Annotated in this window: 17 protein-coding genes and 1 pseudogene; 15 read left to right on the forward strand and 3 right to left on the reverse strand. The window is 50.2% G+C overall.

The genetic code is table 11. The annotated features are described in order from the left end of the window. Positions 1-227: 227 nt before the first annotated feature. The 9 genes from RB297_RS02760 (at position 228) to RB297_RS02800 (ending at position 11,834) form a co-directional block, all read left to right on the forward strand. Positions 228-3,467 carry a hypothetical protein gene (locus tag RB297_RS02760; protein ID WP_375119661.1) on the forward strand — a complete coding sequence of 1,080 codons (3,240 nt, stop codon included), beginning with the start codon at positions 228-230 and terminating at the stop codon, positions 3,465-3,467. A 429-nt stretch (positions 3,468-3,896) separates the two neighbouring features. Next, on the forward strand, positions 3,897-4,856 hold the full coding sequence (locus RB297_RS02765) for an ABC transporter permease (protein ID WP_192572121.1): 960 nt from the start codon (positions 3,897-3,899) through the stop codon (positions 4,854-4,856). A gap of 37 nt (positions 4,857-4,893) precedes the next feature. Beyond that, on the forward strand, positions 4,894-5,790 hold the full coding sequence (locus tag RB297_RS02770; RefSeq protein WP_192572120.1) for a carbohydrate ABC transporter permease: 897 nt from the start codon (positions 4,894-4,896) through the stop codon (positions 5,788-5,790). Between the two features lie 65 nt (positions 5,791-5,855). Next, positions 5,856-7,448 carry an ABC transporter substrate-binding protein gene (locus RB297_RS02775; RefSeq protein ID WP_192572119.1) on the forward strand — a complete coding sequence of 531 codons (1,593 nt, stop codon included), beginning with the start codon at positions 5,856-5,858 and terminating at the stop codon, positions 7,446-7,448. Positions 7,449-7,566: 118 nt separating this feature from the next. Then, complete coding sequence (locus RB297_RS02780; protein WP_009590558.1) at positions 7,567-8,694, forward strand: GntR family transcriptional regulator; 1,128 nt, start codon at positions 7,567-7,569, stop codon at positions 8,692-8,694. 262 nt (positions 8,695-8,956) lie between these two features. Beyond that, positions 8,957-9,922 carry an AAA family ATPase gene (locus tag RB297_RS02785; protein WP_192572118.1) on the forward strand — a complete coding sequence of 322 codons (966 nt, stop codon included), beginning with the start codon at positions 8,957-8,959 and terminating at the stop codon, positions 9,920-9,922. 15 nt (positions 9,923-9,937) lie between these two features. Then, positions 9,938-10,576: an RNA ligase family protein gene (locus tag RB297_RS02790; RefSeq protein WP_192572117.1), complete on the forward strand. Its 639-nt coding sequence runs from the start codon at positions 9,938-9,940 to the stop codon at positions 10,574-10,576. A gap of 237 nt (positions 10,577-10,813) precedes the next feature. Continuing rightward, on the forward strand, positions 10,814-11,275 hold the full coding sequence (locus tag RB297_RS02795) for a hypothetical protein (RefSeq protein WP_192572116.1): 462 nt from the start codon (positions 10,814-10,816) through the stop codon (positions 11,273-11,275). 109 nt (positions 11,276-11,384) lie between these two features. After that, the gene (locus RB297_RS02800; RefSeq protein WP_192572115.1) at positions 11,385-11,834 is read left to right on the forward strand and encodes a DUF1569 domain-containing protein; all 450 of its coding nucleotides are present in this window, start codon (positions 11,385-11,387) and stop codon (positions 11,832-11,834) included. Positions 11,835-11,944: 110 nt separating this feature from the next. On the opposite strand, the gene RB297_RS02805 is transcribed toward RB297_RS02800, so the two are convergent. Next, positions 11,945-12,430, reverse strand: a complete 486-nt coding sequence (locus RB297_RS02805) for a hypothetical protein (RefSeq protein WP_192572114.1) — start codon at positions 12,428-12,430, stop codon at positions 11,945-11,947. Positions 12,431-12,492: 62 nt separating this feature from the next. Beyond that, entirely contained in the window at positions 12,493-13,143 is a 651-nt protein-coding gene (locus RB297_RS02810; protein ID WP_192572113.1) for a hypothetical protein, read from the reverse strand. A gap of 195 nt (positions 13,144-13,338) precedes the next feature. Here RB297_RS02810 and RB297_RS02815 point away from each other — a divergent pair, with 195 nt between their 5' ends. Both RB297_RS02815 and RB297_RS02820 read left to right on the forward strand, forming a co-directional pair. Beyond that, the gene (locus RB297_RS02815; RefSeq protein WP_213578318.1) at positions 13,339-13,830 is read left to right on the forward strand and encodes a hypothetical protein; all 492 of its coding nucleotides are present in this window, start codon (positions 13,339-13,341) and stop codon (positions 13,828-13,830) included. Positions 13,831-13,837: 7 nt separating this feature from the next. Next, positions 13,838-14,593: pseudogene (locus RB297_RS02820) on the forward strand (siderophore biosynthesis protein). Positions 14,594-14,624: 31 nt separating this feature from the next. On the opposite strand, the gene RB297_RS02825 reads toward RB297_RS02820, so the two are convergent. Next, entirely contained in the window at positions 14,625-15,506 is an 882-nt protein-coding gene (locus RB297_RS02825) for an AraC family transcriptional regulator (protein ID WP_096775606.1), read from the reverse strand. Positions 15,507-15,631: 125 nt separating this feature from the next. Here RB297_RS02825 and RB297_RS02830 point away from each other — a divergent pair, with 125 nt between their 5' ends. The 4 genes from RB297_RS02830 to RB297_RS02845 all read left to right on the forward strand — a co-directional run bounded on the left by RB297_RS02830 (position 15,632) and on the right by RB297_RS02845 (position 21,545). Continuing rightward, a complete protein-coding gene (locus RB297_RS02830) occupies positions 15,632-16,414 on the forward strand; it encodes a phytanoyl-CoA dioxygenase family protein (RefSeq protein WP_375119662.1) in 783 nt (260 codons plus the stop codon). Between the two features lie 192 nt (positions 16,415-16,606). After that, on the forward strand, positions 16,607-18,355 hold the full coding sequence (locus tag RB297_RS02835) for a histidine kinase (protein ID WP_375119663.1): 1,749 nt from the start codon (positions 16,607-16,609) through the stop codon (positions 18,353-18,355). Then, positions 18,355-19,698, forward strand: a complete 1,344-nt coding sequence (locus RB297_RS02840) for a response regulator (RefSeq protein ID WP_375119664.1) — start codon at positions 18,355-18,357, stop codon at positions 19,696-19,698. The genes RB297_RS02835 and RB297_RS02840 overlap by 1 nt, the downstream gene beginning before the upstream one ends. A 122-nt stretch (positions 19,699-19,820) precedes the next feature. After that, a complete protein-coding gene (locus RB297_RS02845) occupies positions 19,821-21,545 on the forward strand; it encodes an extracellular solute-binding protein (RefSeq protein WP_375119665.1) in 1,725 nt (574 codons plus the stop codon). Positions 21,546-21,589 lie beyond the last annotated feature (44 nt).

Raw genomic sequence — 21,589 nt, forward strand, 5'->3', positions numbered from 1 at the left:
GGAATATGGCATGATCGTTATGGATTGACACCATCCCGGTATTTGCCTAATATACGGCCAGACGGTTCCGCTAGTCTTCCATATTCCACCAGAGCGGGTTGCGTCTAATCATGACCAAAGGAGGTTCGGATTACTAAAAAACAGAGGCTGAATGCCTGCCGGATTCGTTCATAGCTATTGGAGCGGTCTTTCGGGATAGTCAACACCGAAATCTAAGGAGGTCATTTATGAGATTTGCAAAAAGCGGCAAGTACCAGGTCTTTATGCTGGCATTGTGTCTGTTATTGGTTTGTTCGGGTGGCGGTCTCGCCGCTGCTTCTGGGGAGAGCAGGCTTGCTCAGAAAACATACGGAACACCGGAGGAAATTCTCGTTCCAAACAACTATACGGTTGCTGTATTCAACGGTACGGCAGGGAAGGAAGAAGGCCGCAACGTTCTTTATGCGACCAGTAAAGGAAAGCCGGGGCATCTTAACGTGATCGATCTGGAGGATTATAAACTGCTTCGCAGCATTCCGATCGGCCCCTCCGAAAGCTCCTGGGCACATACCACGGCACCGGACGGGACCTTGTTCCTTGCGGCCGACGGCGGCGGAGCCAGGCTGTGGAGCTACTCTCCCGTTACTCACGTGCCAGAGCAGGTAGCCCAATTCGACGGTCAGTCGGTGCCGAACAGCATTACCACGGATGAACATGGGCGCGTGTATGTCGGAACCTATCCCGGCGGCAAAGTGTATCAATACGACCCGGCTACGAAGCAAACCAAAGATTACGGCCGCGTCATCGGCGTGCTCGACCAGGAATATGTGCGCTCCATTGCTTACCAGGGCGGCAATATATATGCCGGCACCGCGCATAAGCAGATCGTGCGCGTGAATTTAGCGACCGGTGAGAAAACAAATATCGCGGCTTCCCTGCCGGTTAAGGAAGACACCGTGTATGACCTGAGCACGATTGATAACCGTTATTTGTTTGCCCGATATACGGACGGAAGCGGCATTCCTGGAGAGGCGTTTATCTACGATACACAGACGGAAAGCTGGCTGGATGTTGTGCTGGAGAACGTAACGGGGCTGCACGCGACGGACTCGCTTGACGGAAAACTGTATTACATGTCCGACAAGAAGTTGAAAACGTTTAATCTTGCCACGCATGAGGTCGAATTGACCGGCATGGAGTACAACAGCGGATTTCGGGGAGTAGATTGGGTGGAATTTCCCAATAATCCGGAATACCCGGGCAAAAATCTGGTGACCGTCCGTTATGACGGCGGTGTTACGATCATGAACATCGAAACCAAGCAGGTGCACCTGATGCCGCCGGTCATCCCGGGTCTGCCCGGCGTTGTCAACCGGTTGAAAAGCGTATCGGACACTCAATTGATCACCACCGGCTCGCAGGCCCGTTCCTCGCTCGTCGATCTGACCAATAACACCGCGACGCCGTTCAGCATCGGCCAAGCGGATAGCGTTCATGCCGTAGGCAATAAAGTCTATATGGGCGTGTACCCGGAAGGCGGACTGTACGAGTTCGATTTATCGACAGAGCCTGGATTGAACAATCCGAAGAGACTGGCCGTTCTGGGCAACGATCAGGAGAGGCTGGTTGATATCTCCAGTTCCAAAGGCAAGCTCTACATTTCGACGATTTCCGGTTACGGCACTTTGGGCGGCTCGTTGACCGTTTATGATACCGCCACTGGAGAAATCAACGTTCATCGCAACGTCGTCCAGAATCAGAGCGTGCTCAGCACGACGGTTCATGACGGCAAGGTGTTCGGTTCCACCACGATTCGGGGCGGACTGGGCTCCGAGCCGACGGAAGCGGAAGCGAAGATTTTTGTTTGGGATGAAGAGACGCAGCAAAAAATCACCGAGTTTCCGCTCCGGGTTCCGGGGCTGGATAAACCGATATTCATCGGAGATCTTTCGGCCGGTCCGGACGGATTGATCTGGGGAGCATCCTATGAGTATATTTTTGCGATCGACCCCGATACGTATGAAGTCGTGAAGAGCAAAAAAGTGTATCCAAGCTTGAATTTCAGCCAATGGGCGCATCACCCGCTCCGCTGGTCGGAGGATGGTCTGCTTTACGTGCTGTTCAACAACAAATTGACGGTCATTGACCCTGAAACGCTGGAGCATCGGACATTGGCCGACACCTCCAGATTCGATTTACATGTGGATGGGAATCTCTATTTCACAGACATGCAGACCAATACGATTCTGTATCGGATGGAGGTTGACGGAGAAGTCGTGGAAGAACCGCCGCATACGGCTGTTCCCGTCACCAATCCTGGTTTCGAAGAGGAAATGAAGGGATGGAGTCAATTATTCGCTCCAGGCAACGGTTATCGCTATGATCTCAGCACGGAACGCAGTTTCACGGGAATGCACAGTCTGAAGATTACGGACACGCTGAGAACGGCATCCGTTGCCGTCCAAAGTGATGCGATTCCCGTCGTCCCGGGAGAGGAATATACGGCAGGCGTGAATCTCTATATTGAATCGGGCCAGCCGGGCTTTATGTTCCGATTCTTTGACAGCAATAACGCCACGATTTCCACACTGGAAACCCATTTGGATGAATCGCGATTGGCCCAATGGCAGAAAGTGACGCTCAGAGGGAAGGCTCCGGCTAATGCAGCTTATGCGAAACTGATTGCGGTAACTTCCAGATACAATGTGGCAACGGCCTATTATGACGATTTCTTTGTAACCGTAAAAGACAGCGTTCCGCCCGTCTCGACGGTTAGCTTATCGCCTTCTCCCAACGAGAACGGCTGGGTGAATGCCGATGTGTCCTTGTCCATCTCTTCCGATCGTGCGTACTCTATTGCATATGCTGCGGAAGGCGCGCAGCCGATAGAGAAGACCACGGTAAAAGGGAGTACGGCTCAGCTTCAAATCACTGAGGAAGGCGTCACGACGGTTACCTATTCCGCCACCAACTTCTCAGGCGTATCTGAGGCTCCTGGAACGCTGAACGTGCAGATCGACAAGACAGCTCCTGTCGTTGAATTCACCGGTGAGCGTACGTACACGGTAACCGACTCCGTATACGTTTCGTGCAGTGCCGTCGACAGTCTGTCAGGGTTAGCTGACAATCCTTGTTCTCTTCCGCTGCTCGAACGTCCTGCCTATTCCTTCGAACCGGGCTCCCATGAAATATCCGTAACGGCAGTCGATTTGGCCGGAAATAAAACGGAATCCGTCTTTCGTTTTGAGGTAGCCGTGACCTATGACAGCATTATTGGGCTGGTAGAGCGTTTCGCAGGAAGCGATCAGGGATTCGCACAATCGCTGTCTACGAAGCTGCAAGGCGCCAAAGAGGCGGAGGATCGAGGCAACGACTCCGCTAAGCAAGGCAAGCTGAACGCTTTTACCAATCAGGTCAGGGCGCAATCCGGCAATAAATTGACGGATGAACAGGCGGATGTGCTTGCAAAGCTGGCAGCATATCTATAAGCAGACTTAGAGCAAGGTAATGAATATCGACTATGCGTTTCTAAACGCTCGTTTATTTAATAGAAACAGCCGCGTAAACCACGCAGCTGTTTCTTTTTTCTGGAATGATATCGGCCCTCCCTTGCGAGGATCGTTCGACAATCTACGGTACACAAGAAGATGTTAATAAGGCTGCAACCGTCGAAATTTGTCATAACAATTCCGCGTATATACAACTAAAGTAGCAATTATTCGATGTCATATTGACTGGAAAATAAAACCTCACTAAAATGTGTTATAACAAATTATGAATTACATAACAAATGTTAGTACAAGTAAATAGAAGGGAGGTGTCATATTACTGTACCAAGCAGATATTGCTGATGATCTCGCACAGCTCAGACTTCTGCTACACGCTATTCGATTAGATAAAGGAGGTCATGATTAAGCATGGACGCCCGATTAAACCCGGCATCCCCACAGCCCGCTCCCAAACCCACCAGGTGGACGCATGTTAAGAGGCAGCTAAAGCGAAATATCGGGCTGTATATCATCATTTCCCCGGCTGTGCTTTACTTTTTGATCTGGCATTATTGGCCGATGTACGGCGTACAAATCGCTTTCAAGGATTTTATGCCCGGGCTTGGCATCTGGAACAGTCCTTGGGTCGGGTTCGAACATTTCGAGCGGCTGTTTGACGCCTATTATTTTTGGACGATTCTGAAAAATACGATCGGGATCAGCTTATACGGACTGCTGGTCGGCATTCCCGCACCGATCCTGCTGGCGCTATTGTTCAACGAGATTCGGAATCGCAAATTCCGCTCATTCGCTCAAAGCATTTCTTATGCTCCTCACTTTATTTCGGTCGTCGTTGCAGTCGGTATCCTGTTTTTTTTCATCTCGCCTACGAATGGCGTCTTTAACTCCATCCTAGTCTCCTTGGGGAAGGAACCGGTCGATTATTTGGCAGAGCCGTCTAAATTCTGGCATCTCTATGTCTGGTCGGGCGTATGGCAGGGAGTTGGCTGGTCTTCGCTCATCTACAGCGCAGCCATCTCGGGCATCTCGCCGGACCTGTACGAGGCGGCATATATGGACGGGGCCAGCAAATTTCGCCGAATTTGGCATATTACGATTCCCGGCATCGTCCCGACGATCGTCATCCTGTCTATCTTGAGTGCCGGCGGCATCATGAGTGTCGGCTTCGAGAAAATCCTATTGATGCAAAACGCGATGAACCTGGAAACCTCCGAGGTAATCTCCACTTACATGTACAAGAGCGGACTCCTTAACACTCAGTACAGCTTTTCGGCGGCAGTCGGCCTGTTCAACAATGTGATCAATTTTATCATCCTGATCATCGTTAATGCGGTTGCGCGCAAGGCGGGGGAGACCAGCCTATGGTAAAGGCCGTCGATGCAGGAACAGGGAGGGAACCTAAGAAGTGCTGCTGAACATTAAGCGAACGCCAGGAGAAAAACTGGCCGATATCATAATATTAGTGCTGGCGATTCTCGTGACCATCGTCATTTTGTACCCGCTCATTTTTGTTTTGTTTGCGTCATTCTCCGATCCGCGCCAAATATGGGACAAGCCGCTGCTGCTCTTTCCGGCAGGCTTCAACCTGGACAGCTATGCCAAAGTATTCGAGAACAGCGAAATATGGAGCGGGTATGCCAATACGCTGCTTTATGCTTTCGTGGGTACCGCGATCAATATCATGATGACGGTATTCGGTGCGTACCCGTTATCCAGAAAACGCTTTTATGGCAAGGGACTATTCACGCTGCTGTTTGCTTTTACGATGTTCTTCAGCGGCGGGCTGATTCCGCTGTACTTGGTGAACAAGGAGCTTGGATTACTGAATACGATGTGGGCATTGGTGCTGCCCGGTGCGATCAGCGCCTACAACATGATTATTATGAGAACCTATTTTCAGACCCGAATTCCGGTAGAGCTTGAAGAGAGCGCATACGTCGACGGCTGCAACGATTACCATATGCTGTTCCGAATCGTGCTGCCTTTGTCCATGCCGATCATTGCCGTGATGATTCTGTTCTATGGAGTGGGCCACTGGAACTCGTATTTTGACGCCATGATTTATTTGACGGACCGGGAGAAATTCCCGCTGCAGCTGATATTAAGAGAAATCCTGGTACAGAACGACTTTAAGGAAATGGCCGGAATTTCGGTCGGCGCCGAATACGCGGATCAGATGATGGTTAAGGAAGGCCTGAAATATGCAATCGTCGTATTATCCGCGCTGCCGCTGCTGCTATTGTATCCGCTGCTGTCGCGATTCTTTGAGAAAGGCATCATGGTGGGAGCTATCAAAGGGTAAGCCGATATAGGAGCGGTCAATTACCGCTCGGAACTCATAATCATGAAAAGAGGGGATATGGATTTATGAGAAAAGGAATGAATCTTCTGCTTGCTTTCATGTTGACATGCTCGTTGACGCTTTCCGCCTGCGGCGGATCAGGGGGAAAGGCGGAGCCGGAACCAGCCGGAACGGACGGAGACCCCGGGAACATCAAGCTAAGGATCGTCAAACGCGGATATACCGATGTGCATCCACCAGCCGATCAATTATGGATGTGGCAAAAATACGAGGAGATGTCCGGAATCGAGGTTGAGTTTGAGGAGCTGGCCGGTTCCGCCGTAACCGAGAGGAAAAATGTCATGCTCGGCTCCAACGACCTGCCGGATGCGTTCTACCGTATTGCCTTCGGCACCGACGAGCTGATGAAATACGGCAAGCAGGGCTTGTTTGTTCCGCTCGAGGACTTGATTGAACAGCATGCGCCGAATTTAAATAAGCTGCTCAAGGACAACCCGGATATCAGAGGCGCGATTACGATGTCGGACGGACATATATACGCTCTTCCATACGTTGATTTTTCGAAAGCGTTCAATTCCGTTCGCCTGTATATCAATAAGGATTGGCTGGATGAAGCGGGGCTTGAAGTGCCCAAGACGACCGAGGAGTTCCGCCTAGCGCTCATGAAGGTTCGGGAGAAGGACAGTTCCCGCCTCGGCTGGGTGCTTGAATCGCAGTACTGGACCTTCCTGGAGAGCTTTCTGGCCGGCAGCTTCGGCATGGGCGAAGGCGGCGCCAAGGCTTTCGGGCAGTATCTCTATAAGGACGCTGACGGACAAGTCAAGACGACGTTCAACGATCCGAAATACAGGGAGCTCTTGCGTTATATGAGCGATCTGTACAAGGACGGCTCGTTGGCTCAGCAGAATTTCACGACCGGCTACGATTATGCCAAATGGTCTACGGACGGCTCCAACAATTTGATCGGCTCGTTTGTATGGGAAGGGCCGGGATATATCGGAAAGGACGCGGCCGAAAATTATGTGGGCATCCATGCCCTGGAAGGTCCGAACGGCGATAGAGTCGCGGGGGTGCTGGGACCGCCGGCCAAAGGGATCTTCGGTTTCGTGATTACCAACAAAAACAAGTATCCGGTCGAAACCATCAAGTGGATCGATTATTTCTACGGTGAAGAAGGGATTAACTTCGCTACCTTTGGATTGGAAGGAGAAACTTACGAACTGGTGGACGGCAAACCGAAATACAAGGACGAAATATTGAATTACAAGGGTGGCGTGCAGCTGGGTGCCTTCCAATATGTTGATAATGTGTATGGCGCTTATTATCCTTATGTTGAGCCTGACGACGATCTGCGGATGGCGGCTCGCGGGACGACGGTCGCTGACGAGATCAAAGCGGATCCTGCCGAGCTGGATGAGCTGGCGCCCAAAGAGCTTTGGCCGGATTTTGTTCCCACGGATGACGAAGCCAACCAAACCAGCGCGATTCTGACCGACATCAATAAATATATGGAGGAGATGCGGGTCAAATTTGTTACGGGTAAAGCGAGTCTGGACACGGATTGGGATAACTACGTTAAGACCTTGGACAAAATGGGGGCCCAGCGTTACCTGGAAATCAAGAGGGCGCAGTATGAACGCTATACGAATGTGAAGTAACCATGACGGGATGCAGGCTGATCGATCGGGGCGGTTTACATGCCAATGATGCAAACGCTATAATTTTAGTTGGACTAGATCAAACCGGAAAATAGATAAAGATGGGATGAGAACCAAGTTGACCAAAGACAATAAACCGCTGTACCGCGTGATGATGGACGAGCTAAAATCGAAAATTTCATCCGGCCTGTACCCTTCCGAGGCCCAGCTTCCTACCGAGGCCGAGCTGAGTACGGCCTTCGGCGTGAGCCGCATTACAACAAGAAGAGCGCTCGAGGAGCTGGAGCGGGACGGGTTCATCTACCGCGTCAAAGGAAGCGGAAGCTTTGTCAAACCCCGGCAGCGGGGTCAGGAGCAGCGATCGGTTGGAACGGAAAAAATGATATCGCTGATCCTGCCTTCCGAAGACGACCGCGGCACGATGGGGTATATTCGCGGCGCTTCGGACTGGCTGAACGCGAACGGCTACTATTTAAGCATTCATCAAAGCGATTATGACTCCCAGAAGGAGCGCGATCTGCTGGAGATGCTGACCCGAAAGGGCATTGCGGCCATTATATTGTACCCTCGGAACGATCATACGAACTACGATATCCTGCATCGGCTGTGCCTTGAAGATTATCCGATCGTGACCATCGATAAATACTTTGACAGCCTCCCGCTCGGGGCGGTCGTTTCGGATAATTGGAGCGGCTCTTATCAAGCCGTATCCCGATTGATTGAGCTTGGACACAGAAAAATTGCGTTTTTGACCGCGGTCAGCATTGAATCCACTTCGTCGGTGCGCGACCGGTATTTCGGATACTGCCAAGCGCTGAAGGACCACGGGCTTCCCCTCGACAGCCGTTATATCAGGCTGAACATGAAGGGTTACCGGGAGAAGGTCGGCGTGGAGCAATTTTATAACGAGCTGCTGGACTCGTACAAGACGGAGGGGGTGACGGCCGTTCAGACGGAAAATGATCTGATCGCCGCCAACCTGCTAAACCTCTGTTTGGAGAGGGGGATCCGCATTCCGGACGATATCTCGATCATTGGCTTTGATAATAATCCGGTCACGGAGCATGTGATGATCCCTCTCACTACCGTCGAGCAGAACTTTTACGAGATCGGCCGCCAAGCGGCCGAGCATGTCGTAAACTGGCTGGAGAGAGGGAAACCGACACCGGGCAGGGCGCTGATTCCCGTCAAGCTGGTGGAGCGGGACACGACCGCTCCTGCTCCGAAAGCGAGATCGGGCAAGTAGATACGACATAAAGGCCGATTGTCTGCGGATGCTTTTTCTGCGGGCAATCGGCTTTTTTGTTCGGTATGTAAAAGTTGAATATACATATTCTTTGCTTACTCAAGCAAAGTGCAAGCGTGGTACATTATTTGGAGGGAAGAAATTCGAATGGCGATGTCCATCAAAGAGAATGATTCGAAAGAATATAACGCTCAGCCCCTCCGAACAGGTAAACCATGACACTGACACCATGCTAAGCTAGTCGCGAAAGGAGGTGAATTTCATGAGTACGATTCATATGCTGGTCGGGATACCCGGCAGCGGAAAAAGCTATTATGCCAAACAATTGTGCAAAAGCGAGCGGGCCGTGCTGGTTGCGACGGACGCGATACGCGAAAAATTGTTTGGCAGCGAATCCAAACAGAAAAATACGTATATGGTATTTGACGAGGCTTTCGCCGAAATCGAACAGGCGCTGAAGTCGGATCGAAACGTCGTATTCGACGCAACGAATGTCAGCCGGGAACGAAGACAGAAATTTCTGAAACGGTTTGGCGATCGACGGGTGGAGTGCCATATCTGCACGACTCCTTATGAAGTGGCCCTGGATAGGGTCATGAGACGAAAACGCCGGCTTGATGAGAAGATCATGACCAAGTATGCCAAGAATCTTGAATTCCCGGTCATGGGGGAAGGGTTTGTCGATCTGCATCTCGTTCATGAGGCGGGTGAAACTCAGCTGGCAAGAGAGGATTTGGAACAGCTGCTAACGCGCAGGCCGGATCACGATGAGTTGTTCGGTTACTTATCGCAATCCCCCTATTTTCAAACGATGCTGGGATTTGATCAAGAGAATCCGTTCCATTCGAGAACGTTGTCGGAGCATACGTTTGCCGTGCTGGAATACATCCAAAATTGCTATGAAGGCGAAGGCGATCATCTGCTGGCTATGCAATTAGCGGCTCTGTTCCATGACGCGGGCAAACCGTTTTGCAAAGTATGGAAGCAGGCTCGAGGATACTATTCCTATTATGGGCATGAGCATGTATCGGCCATCATGGCATGTCATGCCTTGAAAGACCTTGGGTATGAGGATGAATTTGTGCTTCATGTCGTCCAACTTGTCAGTTTCCATATGGAAATATTGCACGGAGGCGATGCCGGCGCATCCAAGATTTATCATTTGTTAGGCGAGGATTTGCTGGCTCAGCTGTATTTCTTCGCAGAGGCCGATACGTTCGGCAAGTAAGAGAGGTGAACAACGATGAAAATGAAATATCCCAGAACGATGCATCTGCCCTGGTCCAGAGGTTACACCGACGACGATAAGATTTTGCGGAATACCGACCATTTTAAGGGGCAGGAGGTCGTCATTACCGAGAAAATGGATGGGGAGAACACCACCATGTACCCCGATTTCATCCACGCCAGATCCCTGGACAGCAAGGATCATCCTTCCCGTCATTATGTCAAGACGCTGCATGGGGGCATCAAGTATTTGATTCCGGAGGGATATCGTCTCTGCGGGGAAAACGTCTATGCCAAACATTCGCTTTCGTATTCGGCGCTGCCGTCCTACTTCATGCTGTTCTCCGTGTGGAATCAGTTGAATGTGTGCCTGTCATGGGATGATACGGAGGAATGGGCGGATCGTCTGGGGCTGGTTACGGTTCCTGTCTTGTACCGGGGCATCTGGGACGAGGATGCTGCCAAGGCTTGTTATACGAAGCGATCTTGCTGCGGCGGTGAACAGGAAGGTTATGTGGTCAGGCTGGCTTCCGCATTTGCATATGACGATTTTAAGCATAGCGCTGCCAAGTACGTCCGCAAGAATCATGTTCAAACCGACGAGCATTGGCTGAGCAAACCGATGGAAGCGAATCATTTGGCTGCAGGAGATTAGAACGGTAAGTAAGTTTTTTATTATTTTTTAGAATATGAGGTGTTGATCATGTAGTTTCTAGATGCTTTATAATAAAATGATGTGGATACATAGCACTGATATGAGCTGCCGCTAAAATCGGGGCTTTTTTTATTGGGTTATTGCACATCAGGTTACCACATTTTGTGAGTCCAGGTATAATGAACATATGCATTAAGGTGATTACAGAACCAACCTTATTCGATGATAGGAGATCACATGAACAATAACAGGATGTTTAGCGTTTCAGCCCCGTCTGGCATTAAATTAATGGTTTCCATGCTGCTCTTAATCGTTATTCTTCTTGGAAATATCATGTTGGAACAGGGAGAAAGGGACTTCTTTTATTATGCCTGCATTGCGTGGTTAGTTTTTTGTTCCATCGTATTCATCATCTCCTTCTACAGAACCTGCCTGATGAAACCAGGCGTGATGAAAATGCATCAAGAAGGAATCATGATAAACGGAAAAGAAATGAACGCAGATTCCGTGGCATGTTTACTGATCAACCAGGACAGAAAACCGGTGATCGGAATCAAGCCGAAAGGGCGTAGAATCGTGCCTTTGAAGCTATGTTTTCAGTTCGTGGAGGATCAGACTGAAGGGATCGAGCAGCTTGAACTATGGGCACAAGCAAGTCATGTGAAAATTACCAAAGGTTTTTTTATGAGATGGTTGTAGGGGAGTCTGAGTTCACAAGAAAGCAATCCAAAAGAAATGTCCCGTAGATGGGTCAGCTATCATATAATCAGGTGTTTCAACATGGATTTCAATATGGGGAGAGACAAACATGAATAATATGTTCCATCATTTCGATATGACCCAAATATTAAACCGAATCGACGCATTAAGCCCTCAATCACAGCCGTTATGGGGAAAAATGGATGCTGCCCAAATGCTGTCTCACTGCTCCGCGTTCCAAGACATCGCCATGGGCATCACAAACCCGCCAAGAGGCTGGTTAGGTAGGTTGGTAGGGAATTTCGCGAAGCCCCTGTTTTATAATGAAAAACCGTTACCTCGCAACATGTCGACGATTCCGGATATTTTGATTGCGGATCCAAGAGAATTTGAAACGGAAAGAGAACAATTGAAAGAAAAATTGATGGCATTCCAAAAGAACGGTCCTGAGAAATGTACAACGCATCCTCATCCATTCTTCGGTAAACTGACCCCGGAGCAATGGGGGAGGGGATTATACAAGCATCTGGACCATCACTTGAAACAGTTTGGCGTTTAAGGCTCAATAAACCTATGCTATGTGGATACGGATGTAACCCCGTAGAGCCATGACTACGAAGGTTGGCTCTACGAGGTTGAAGGGTCTTGCTGCAGATTATGTATTCTTCTCTATAACCATTCCTTGTATTTCTCCATCGTAAACTCGCCTTCCAATTCCAGTCGGGTATCCGGCTTACTGCCATCATAATAATTGACGTCCATCGTCGTTCCAGTCCAATATACGTTAAATACGCCATTTCCCCTATACTCAATGCGTCCCCGGTTATCATTTACCTCTTGGTGTTCAAAATAATAGAGTCTTGCATCCAGGCTTCTGGAGTTCTCGTTATAGCCCCGGGCAAGCGTAAATTCCAGCGGTGCAAACTCATTCAGTTTTAGCGTATCCAGGTAAATCGTAAGTTCCGCGTCCGGATTGCTCAGCAGCTCATCCGAATCCGGGAAAGCCTGAAGCGGTTCGGTCTCCGTTTCCGTTTCAAACCACAGCATGATTTGCGGCTTTCCGTTGACTTCGGTTCGCGTAGCGAAAGCGTTGGATTCTGCTAGCACGTGTTTTTCGGTTCCGTTATAACGGATTAATGTGATCGTCCCCGGCATGTGATTCTCCTTGTCTATAATGATTTCGATTATTATAGAATGCCAAATTTGCACTTCTTCGTTTATCGAAGAGATAAGTATTCCAGCAGGGCATCCATTTGCTCGCTTCCCAAAAGATCCGACAGTGACGGCATCACATGGGCGAGAAAATCCGGCTTCGTCTCATAAGTTTCTTCGTCGCAGGTTTCACCTTGAAAAAGCAGAGCGCCTTCAATGAGGACGGACAGCGCGTGAAAGCAGTCCGCAAGCGAATTCGCGATCAGCTTAGGCTCGCCACCTTCGAAAGCGGCATATACGGGTGAACCACTGGCTTGGACATCTACAATGAGCGGATCATCGTTCACATTGGCAATGACAACGTGATGAGATGGCCAATTGCTCGATTCTACGGTTTCCCCCTTATCGCTAATCCAGCGATAGCCCATTTGCTGCCGGACCAGATGCTCGGGAGAAACAAAGTAGATGACAGCCGATTCGCCGATTTCAACCGCTGCGTTTTTCATTTTATGGGTTCCTTCCGCCTTAGCGTCAATCATCTCGTAATGGCTATATAGATAAGCCAGTTCAGGGGACAGCGTGATACGGTCATCCACGGGCGGCAGCTGTACCTCGGACCGTTGCCGTATTTCATGATCGGTGAAGAGCCCGAAATCCCGATTATACAAGTCTTGTTGTTCTATGAATCTAGTTAAAGCCGCTTCCAGTTCCAGCATTCATTTCATCCCTTCCAGCATATTAACCGAATTATAACACGCCGAGTCAACGCGGTTAAGCTCGGGAAAATCTATCTCTGATTTGATATATGGTAGAATACCCCCTATGGAGAGAAAATGGATTAACCGACGGAAGATGTTATCACGAATGCGAAAAAAACGTTGATTCAGCAGCAAGCAAGGAGGCGGCAAGAGATGCAATATGAATTCAATATAACGGCTTCGATCTCCGAGCTCGTATGGTATCCGGATGAGCTGTCTGACGAGTATAGGGTACACCCTAACTTTAAGGCCGTGATGGATCGGCTTGGCATAGCGGTTCCCGTAGAGGAAATCTATGAACGGTATTTCGATAGTCCGGTGAACTCTGGCCATGTTCTGGTATTCCAGGAGATGGAGGGCCCGACTTCTTGCATCGTGCTGGACACGTATCGCGATCCGTTGGACCAGCTGGATATGATCCAGATGGGATGGCGAAGCCAGGGCGAAGATCACGAGCTTCGCCGGCTTTCCCGTAAATTCTATGATGAATGTGAATTCGCGGTCCGTTATCAGGAAGGTCAGTCGGTATTGTCCGAGAAGCTTCGTGAAGATCGATATCCACGGACCTTCCGGTATCATGCGGTATTCGAACAGAGAATGAAGCGATACGTCAATGACGCGAATTCCCCTGATTTGAAGGAGTGAGCAAGCTATGAATATATCGAAATCCCATATTCGTCCTTTTCCGGCTTACGAGGATGTATTCGAAGGCGATGTTGAGCGGTACCGGCAGCATTTTCTTCCGATTCTTTCCTTGAATCTGCAATGCCTGTTTCCCGGCGAGGATCAGTGGCTGCACTTTGTGTCCGTCAAAGAAATCTACGATGGCAGCGTCGGCGAAGAAACCGTGTCCGAACACCGGCCGTATACCAAAGAGGATATGCTCGGATTTGATGTAGTGAACGGAAAATACCGCTTCGAAGCGGACTGGAACTACTTTTTGCTTGAGCAGGAACCGGAGCATGAGACGCTTATAGAAGCGTACGCCGACAATGAGCGGGACTTTATGGCCCGCAAGCGGTTCTATGAAGAGAAGGGGCATATCTTCCCTTACTCGTCTTTTGGTCGTGCTGCCGAATCGGCGGACGCGCTGATTCAAGATTATCAGGAAAAGCAGGAGTAGGGCTGGGGATTAAGCTTCCCGGAGATCCATGGACTGCTGGATGACATTGGCTTTATGTCGGAAGAGGCACAGCGGGATCTGCAGGAAGAGGGGGAATCTCTTGAGGACTGGCTGCGCTTCGAGCAGACCAATCTGCTGCATGTGCCGCGTACGCCGGAAGGAGAGACTTTTACCTATGTCGGCCGATTGACGGGTTATTACTTTCAGGCGTACGGAGCAGACGCGCTGTACTTGTTCTATTCGAGGGAGCTGGGCAAGGCCGTCGTTTGCTTGGAATATACTTGAGATGCGACAGTGACGAATATCCAGGTTAGGATCAATGATCCGCCCCTAAGAACCATTTGGCACGATAAGCCGCAGGAGAGATGCCTTTGAATTGGGTGAACAGCCTTGTGAAGTAATGAACGGAAGAGAATCCGGTTCGTTCCGCAATCAGCTTGATGGGATCATGGGTTTGCTGCAGCAGAAGCTCGGCTGCCCGGATCCGCTCGGTGCGAACCATGGAAGAAAAGGATTCATGGATGCTGCCCGCAAGCAAGCGGGACAACTGCCGCTCCGACACGTTGAGGTATGTCGCCACTTCCGGCAAGGATAACGGTCCGCTCAGATTGTCTCGAATGTACAGTTTTGCCCTTTGGACAAGCTGCACCGTGGTTGAGTAGCTCGGAGCCGCATCGAGGTTGCGGGCAGCCCCGAACAGGGCAGGGAAGGATTCGAGCAGCGCATGCGCAAGTTTGGGCAGAAGCGAAGCAGGCAGCGAATCATCGGCTTCCGAACGAACCAGCATGGATTTCCATAATTGGATGGCTGGCGATTCGCTGGCAAACTCGGTCCAAACGTCACATCGACGAAGCGCCTCCAAGTATGCCGCCGTTACATCCGAGGCTGAAGGTTTCTCCCTCGCGTCATATGCCACGAACAACAGATTCAGATCGTGAACGTCCTTGATCTGATGGAGCTGACCTGGACGTGTACAGAAAGCGACCCCAGGATATAAGGGATAGGTCCTGTCGCCTTCGAGATACACCCCGGTTCCGCCGTTTACATAACAAATTTCAACGAAAGAATGCCGATGCAAGGAATTGGCCGTCAAATGCCGGACGGTCCCCCAGTAATGGACAAGGAACGAGAGGCTCTCGCCGTCTAACCGGCCTGCATAACGATTAAGCCGTTCCTCGCTTTTGCTCCAATGGTACAAGGCAATAACAGCTCCCTTCTGGCGTAATTTTGCAAAACGTCGTCTTTCCCGTGCAAATACGATCCCGCTTGCCCTCACTATAATTAAACTAGATATTCCATAAAATATCGAGAGGGTGCATGGCGATGATTAACGAGAAGGATGTGCAATTTTACAAAGAAAATGGGTATCTGCTGGTCCGAGGCGTTTTTAATCAACAGGAAGTCGAAGATATGCGAACGGCTGTTGAAGGGATCATCCAAAGGGCGGCACGCGCCAAATCGGATCAAAACCATGCCTGGCAGGGCGATTTCCTGCCGCCTGAACAGCTTAAGAAGCTGGTTCTGAAAGGATTTCACGACGTGCAATATCATGATGCCGCTTTCATGCGTGCCGCGATCCATCCTCGAATGACCGAAGTGCTGAACGGGATCATCGGACCGAACGTGCAGCTGCATCACTCCAAAATGCTGGTTAAGCCCCCATCTAACGGGGCCGCATTCCCCATGCATCAGGATTATCCGTATTTCCCTCATCGGGACCACACCATGCTTGCTGCCAGCGTTCATCTCGACGACGCCGATACGGAGAACGGCTGCCTCTGCGTCGTTCCCGGCTCTCATAAACAGGGCGTATTGCCGCATGTCGGCGCTTACTATTTGAACCATAAAGAGCATCCTTTATCTTCGGGGACTCCATGTCCGGCCAAGGCAGGCGATGTCTTGTTCTTCAATTACCTGACCATCCATGGGTCGGACGTGAACCGGAGCGAGCGTACGCGCCGTAACATCCTGTTCCAATATCGCGATGCGTCGGATGTGCCGACCGCGGATGTTCACTTCGATTGGGGCATGGGCTTAATGGTCAGCGGAACCAACCCGGATTTTAACAATGTGAAGCCGAAGTATGAAATCATCAGTGCGAAATGACCACATAACTGCACCGATACCTATGCTGAATGATAAACCAGCTTAAAAGCCCTTTACGGGGCTTTTTTTTATGCCTGGAACTTATGACTGTCATGTTTGCACCTAATATGTAAAAATAATTCGTTGTAATGTCAGCCGGCCCCCCTATACTAGATGATAATGGATCGAGTGATAACGGATTGGGGGAAAAGCATGAAACTTCAGGCTGCGGGCAAAGCATCGAAATGGTTTGTTTATCAAAAAATCGTCATCGTATTTATCGTATTGTTACTTCCTCTCATCTCAATGAATATATGGTTGAATTATAAGGGGATGTCCGTCACCAAGGAGTCTATCTTGAATTCCGCGGCTGCGGGCGCCTCCTTCTATTCCAAGCAGCTCGATAAAGAAATGTATTTTATCCGGAATCTGCAGCTGCAGCTGTTAAATGACAAGGATCTGCAGAAGCTTAGTTTCCGAGGCAGCATGCTTGAGGATTACGAAGAGGTGGAGCTCATCGACCAGGTCAGGGATCGGCTGGCAACCTTGATGGTTTCCAGCGAATACGTCGTGAGTGCCGGCGTGTACGTGAAGGATGTCGAGAAGACGATCTCGACCACGACGGGAGTGACCAATACCCCGAACAAGGAAATGGAGCTGATATCGTCCATGATGTCGGTCATGCCCAAGCCTTCATTTTATAGGAGCGGCGACCGGATTTTCCTGATCGAAACCGAAAACAACGGGGCCGTCTGGTCATTCATCGAGATTTCCCGGCCCAAGCTGCTCGGGGCTTTAAGCGAAATCGCCAAGCTGTATCCGGAATCCGAGGTCCTTCTGGGGAGCAGAGAAGGCAAGACCATCTTGACGACGGCGCCTGCGGCCGATGAGTCAACAGAGATCTTGAATCATATCCTGGACAAGCCGGATCCGGATCAAAGTGCGCCGGAGACGGGGGAATTGGGAGGCGTAGACTATTTTATCATTCAGAATGAAGTCGGCTCGCTGGATCTGTCCTTGGTCATGTACGTGAATCAGAATGAAATCACCCGCCCCATAAGCCAATTCATTACCTGGTTCTATACGCTGTTTATCCTTGCCGTGATTGTGATGGTGCTCTATTCGTTCTCGGTCAATCTGATGATCCACAGGCCTTTGTCCAAGCTCGTTAAAGCCTTTCATATGATCGAAACCGATAATTTGAATATCTTGATCGAGTCCAGAACCAAAGATGAATTTCATTACGTGTTTAACGGTTTCAACAGGATGGCCTTGAAGCTTAAACAGTCGATCGAAGAAAACTATGAGCAAAAAATAGCACTGCAGCACTCGCAGCTGAAGCAGCTGCAATCCCAGATTAACCCGCATTTTTTATATAACAGCTTTTTCAATGTGTATATGATGTGCAAGGTCGGAGATTCGGATAGTGCGGCGGAGCTCTCGCAAAAGCTCGGCAGCTATTATCAGTACATCACGAGAAGCGGCTCCGACGAGGTGCCTTTTTATACGGAATACAAGCATGCTCTGGATTACTGCGACATACAGGGCATTCGCTTCTCGAACCGGATTTCATATGAGCATAGGGAAATTACGGACATTCCCCAAGGTATCACCGTACCGAGACTTATTGTTCAGCCTATCGTGGAGAATGCGTTCGAGCATGCATTCGAGGATGGCATGGAGGAAGGCATGCTGTACATCAGCGCTGATTATCGGGAGGGCAGACTGCGCATCACGGTGGAGGACAACGGGAATTTGCTTACGAATGAGATGCTGCAGCGTCTGCGCGGCAAGCTTGCCATGGATTCGAAGCATGTGGAGCAGACCGGATTGGTCAACGTGAACAACCGGCTTCAGCTCAAGTATGGGTCCGGCAGCGGATTATCCGTCTCGCGCAGCGTCCATGGCGGTTTGAAGGTGGATTTGATCATTATGATTCATGAATCAGAGGAGGCATCGTGATGTACAGACTGTTGATCGTGGACGACGAGCCCGTCATCGTGAACGGCTTGGTTCAGCTTTTTCAGGAACAAACGCAATTCGACCTGGATGTATGGAAAGCCTATTCCGCCAAGGAAGCGGTGGAGATCGCCATGAGAGTGAAGGTGGACATTCTGGTCAGTGATATACGTATGCCCCAGAAAAACGGGCTTCAGCTGATTGACGAAATTACGTACTATTGGCCGCACTGCCGAATCATTTTTCTGACCGGTTACAGCGAGTTTGATTATGTGCACGAAGCCCTGCGCAAGAACGTGGATAACTACATCCTGAAAACCGAAGGCATCGATCCGATCTTTCAAGCCGTCCAAGAGGCTTCCTCCAGGCTGGATGAAGAGAACCGACGCAGAATCCAGGCAGAAAAGGCTAAGATGCATTTTCAAATGGCCGAGCCTCTGCTCAAGCGCGAACTCATACAAAAGGCATTGAAGGGGGAAGACCTGGGTTCCCTGCTGTCTCAGCACCGTTATGAAGAGGTTGGGTTCGGCATCGACGCAGATCGGCCGGCATTCCTTCTCGTTGGAAGGGTCGGAATCGCCCCGGAGGCCAAGACGAAGAATGCGGTGCAAGCCGTTCTGATGATGTTCATCAACGACCTGCCCAGCTCGTTTGCCTGCGAGCATGCCGTACTGGATGAAGACTTGCTGGTATGGCTGCTGCAGCCGGACGAGGAGCTTCTGGACCGTTATCGGAAGTTTGAGCCGGAGGACTTGCTTCATTGGCAGGGCATGATGTCGTATATGAGGGGCATCCTGGAGCAGGTGCAAAATGAGTGCGAAGAGCTGCTTGGTGTTCAGGTTTCTTTCGGGATATCGGGCAATCTTCTGCACCAATGGAACACGGCGGGAGAGCAGCTTCATGCTTTGCGGACCATGCTGCTCAGCAGGGCGGCGCTGGGACAAGAGATGGTCGTTGCCGATATCGAAAAGGCCAAGGAACACGAAGCGATGATACATGGAAACAGCCAGTTGAGGCAGGATGACATGAAATTCGATGTGATCGACAGGATTCACAGGTACATACTGGAGCATATATCCGGGGACGTCTCGTTGACCGCCATAGCGGAGGAAGTACATTTTAACCCATCCTATCTTTCGCGCTACTACAAGCAGCTGACGGGTCAAAACCTGCTGGAGTATATTCAGGCGAAAAAGCTGGAGGGGGCGCTTCATCTGATGCAGCATACGAACATGAAATTACAAGAGATCGCCGTGCGGCTCGGGTTCGAATCCCCGTCGTATTTCACGACGTTTTTCAAGAAAAAGATGGGCGTAACCCCGCAGGAATACCGAAATACCCAATAAGTAAAAAAAGTGAAAGGGATGTAAAAAACTTAAAATTGATAGCGCTTTCGTGCGGAATCTATAATGATATCTAAGCAGCACGGATATCAAGAATATGCCAGATCAAGGGGGATATAGCCATCATGAAATGGACCAAACTAGCGAAAATGATGTTGATTAGCACGATGACGCTTTCGGTAATGGCGGCATGCTCGAATCAGGGGAACGAATCGGAGGGGACACCGAACAAAACCTCTGCCGAGGAGGCGAACTCCAATACAACGCCGCCGGATCCTCTCGGCAAATATCCTGAAACGGTAACGGTCACGCAAGTGCTTGGCTACAATCCGCCCGAGGACCCGCGGACGCCGCAAGGGATCACGCCCGAACAGAATGCTTATTTCAAAGACCTCAAAGACATGCTGAACATTGAAGTCCAGTACAAATGGACGGTGCCTTCCAGCCAGTTCGAGCAAAAGTTTTCATTAGCCATGGCTTCGGCCGACCTGCCGGACATTATGGAGCTGGATCAGAAGAACTTCGAGAAGCTGAAGAAGCAGGACATGCTTGCCGATCTCACCCAAGCTTATAACGACTTCGCTTCGCCGGCACTGAAAAAATACATGGAATCCGACGGCGGCTTTGCGATGAAGACGTTTACCTCAGACGGAAAGCTGCTCGCGATTCCCGGTTTCGAGGATCCGTTCCTGTCCACCCAGCTGCTCTGGATTCGCAAGGACTGGCTCGATAACCTGAAGCTGCAGCCGCCGAAAACGATGGATGAGCTGGAGCAGGTTGCTAGAGCCTTTGTGCAGCAGGATCCCGATCAAAACGGCAAAAACGATACCTACGGTATCGCCATGCAAAAGAATCTGTTCTTTTGGGGCTTTGACCTGAGGGGCTTCTTCAATGGATTTGGCGCTTACCCTTCCATCGGGGACAATCAATCGGCCTGGATCAAGGACGACAGCGGCAAGCTGATCCCCGGGCTCATACAACCGGAAGTCAAGACCGCGCTGGGCAAGCTGCAGTCCTGGTACAAGGAGGGAATTATGGACAAAGAATTCGCCTTGAAGGACGAGAACAAGTCCGTTGAAGATATTACGGCAGGCAAGGTGGGCATTTCTTACGGGGAATGGTGGTATCCGAACTGGCCGTTGAATCTGAATGTTGACAAGGATCCCAAGGCAGACTGGATTGCCCTTCAGATTCCCGGACTCGACGGGCCGGGCAAGTCCATGGTACCCAAAATCCGCAGCAACAAACTCGTGGTCGTGAACAAAAAAATGAAGAATCCGGAAGCCGCCATCAAAATGATCAACTTCTACATCGAGATGGGCAACAAGAAATACATGGACCAGAACAAAGCGGAAAAAGGATACGTCTACAATTGGTTCAACCCACGGATCTATAATCCGGCACAAATCGAAACGATCTATACGGAAGTAAACAAGGCTCTCGATGCAAACCAAACGGAAATCACGCTGGATGACGAGAACTACAAAAATGTGGCGGACGTCTTCAAGGCGGCAAAGGATTATCTTGCAGGCAATACCGCGAATGCCTCGAAAGGCGTAAACTGGGGCCAATATTTCAGCCGGGCGGCGAAAGACGGCGGCTGGGGCATGACGCGGCAAATCAAAGAGAATCAAGCTTACGTAAATAACGAGTTCTACGGACTGCCAACGGCAACTCAAGTCGAGAAGGGCTCCCAGCTTGATAAGCTGATGCAGGAAACCTTCACCAAGATCGTCATGGGGGCCTCGCTGGACGAATTCGATAAATTCGTTCAGAGCTGGAAATCGCTGGGCGGGGATCAGATCACCCAGGAAGTCAATGATTGGTACGGCCAGCAGGGCGCCAAATAATCTTGGATTGATAAAGCGGGAGGAGAAGCCCTTGAGGAAGCCGG

Source organism: Paenibacillus sp. CR_12, assembly GCF_041953985.1.
Taxonomy (GTDB): Bacteria; Bacillota; Bacilli; order Paenibacillales; family Paenibacillaceae; genus Paenibacillus_AQ; species Paenibacillus_AQ lautus_A.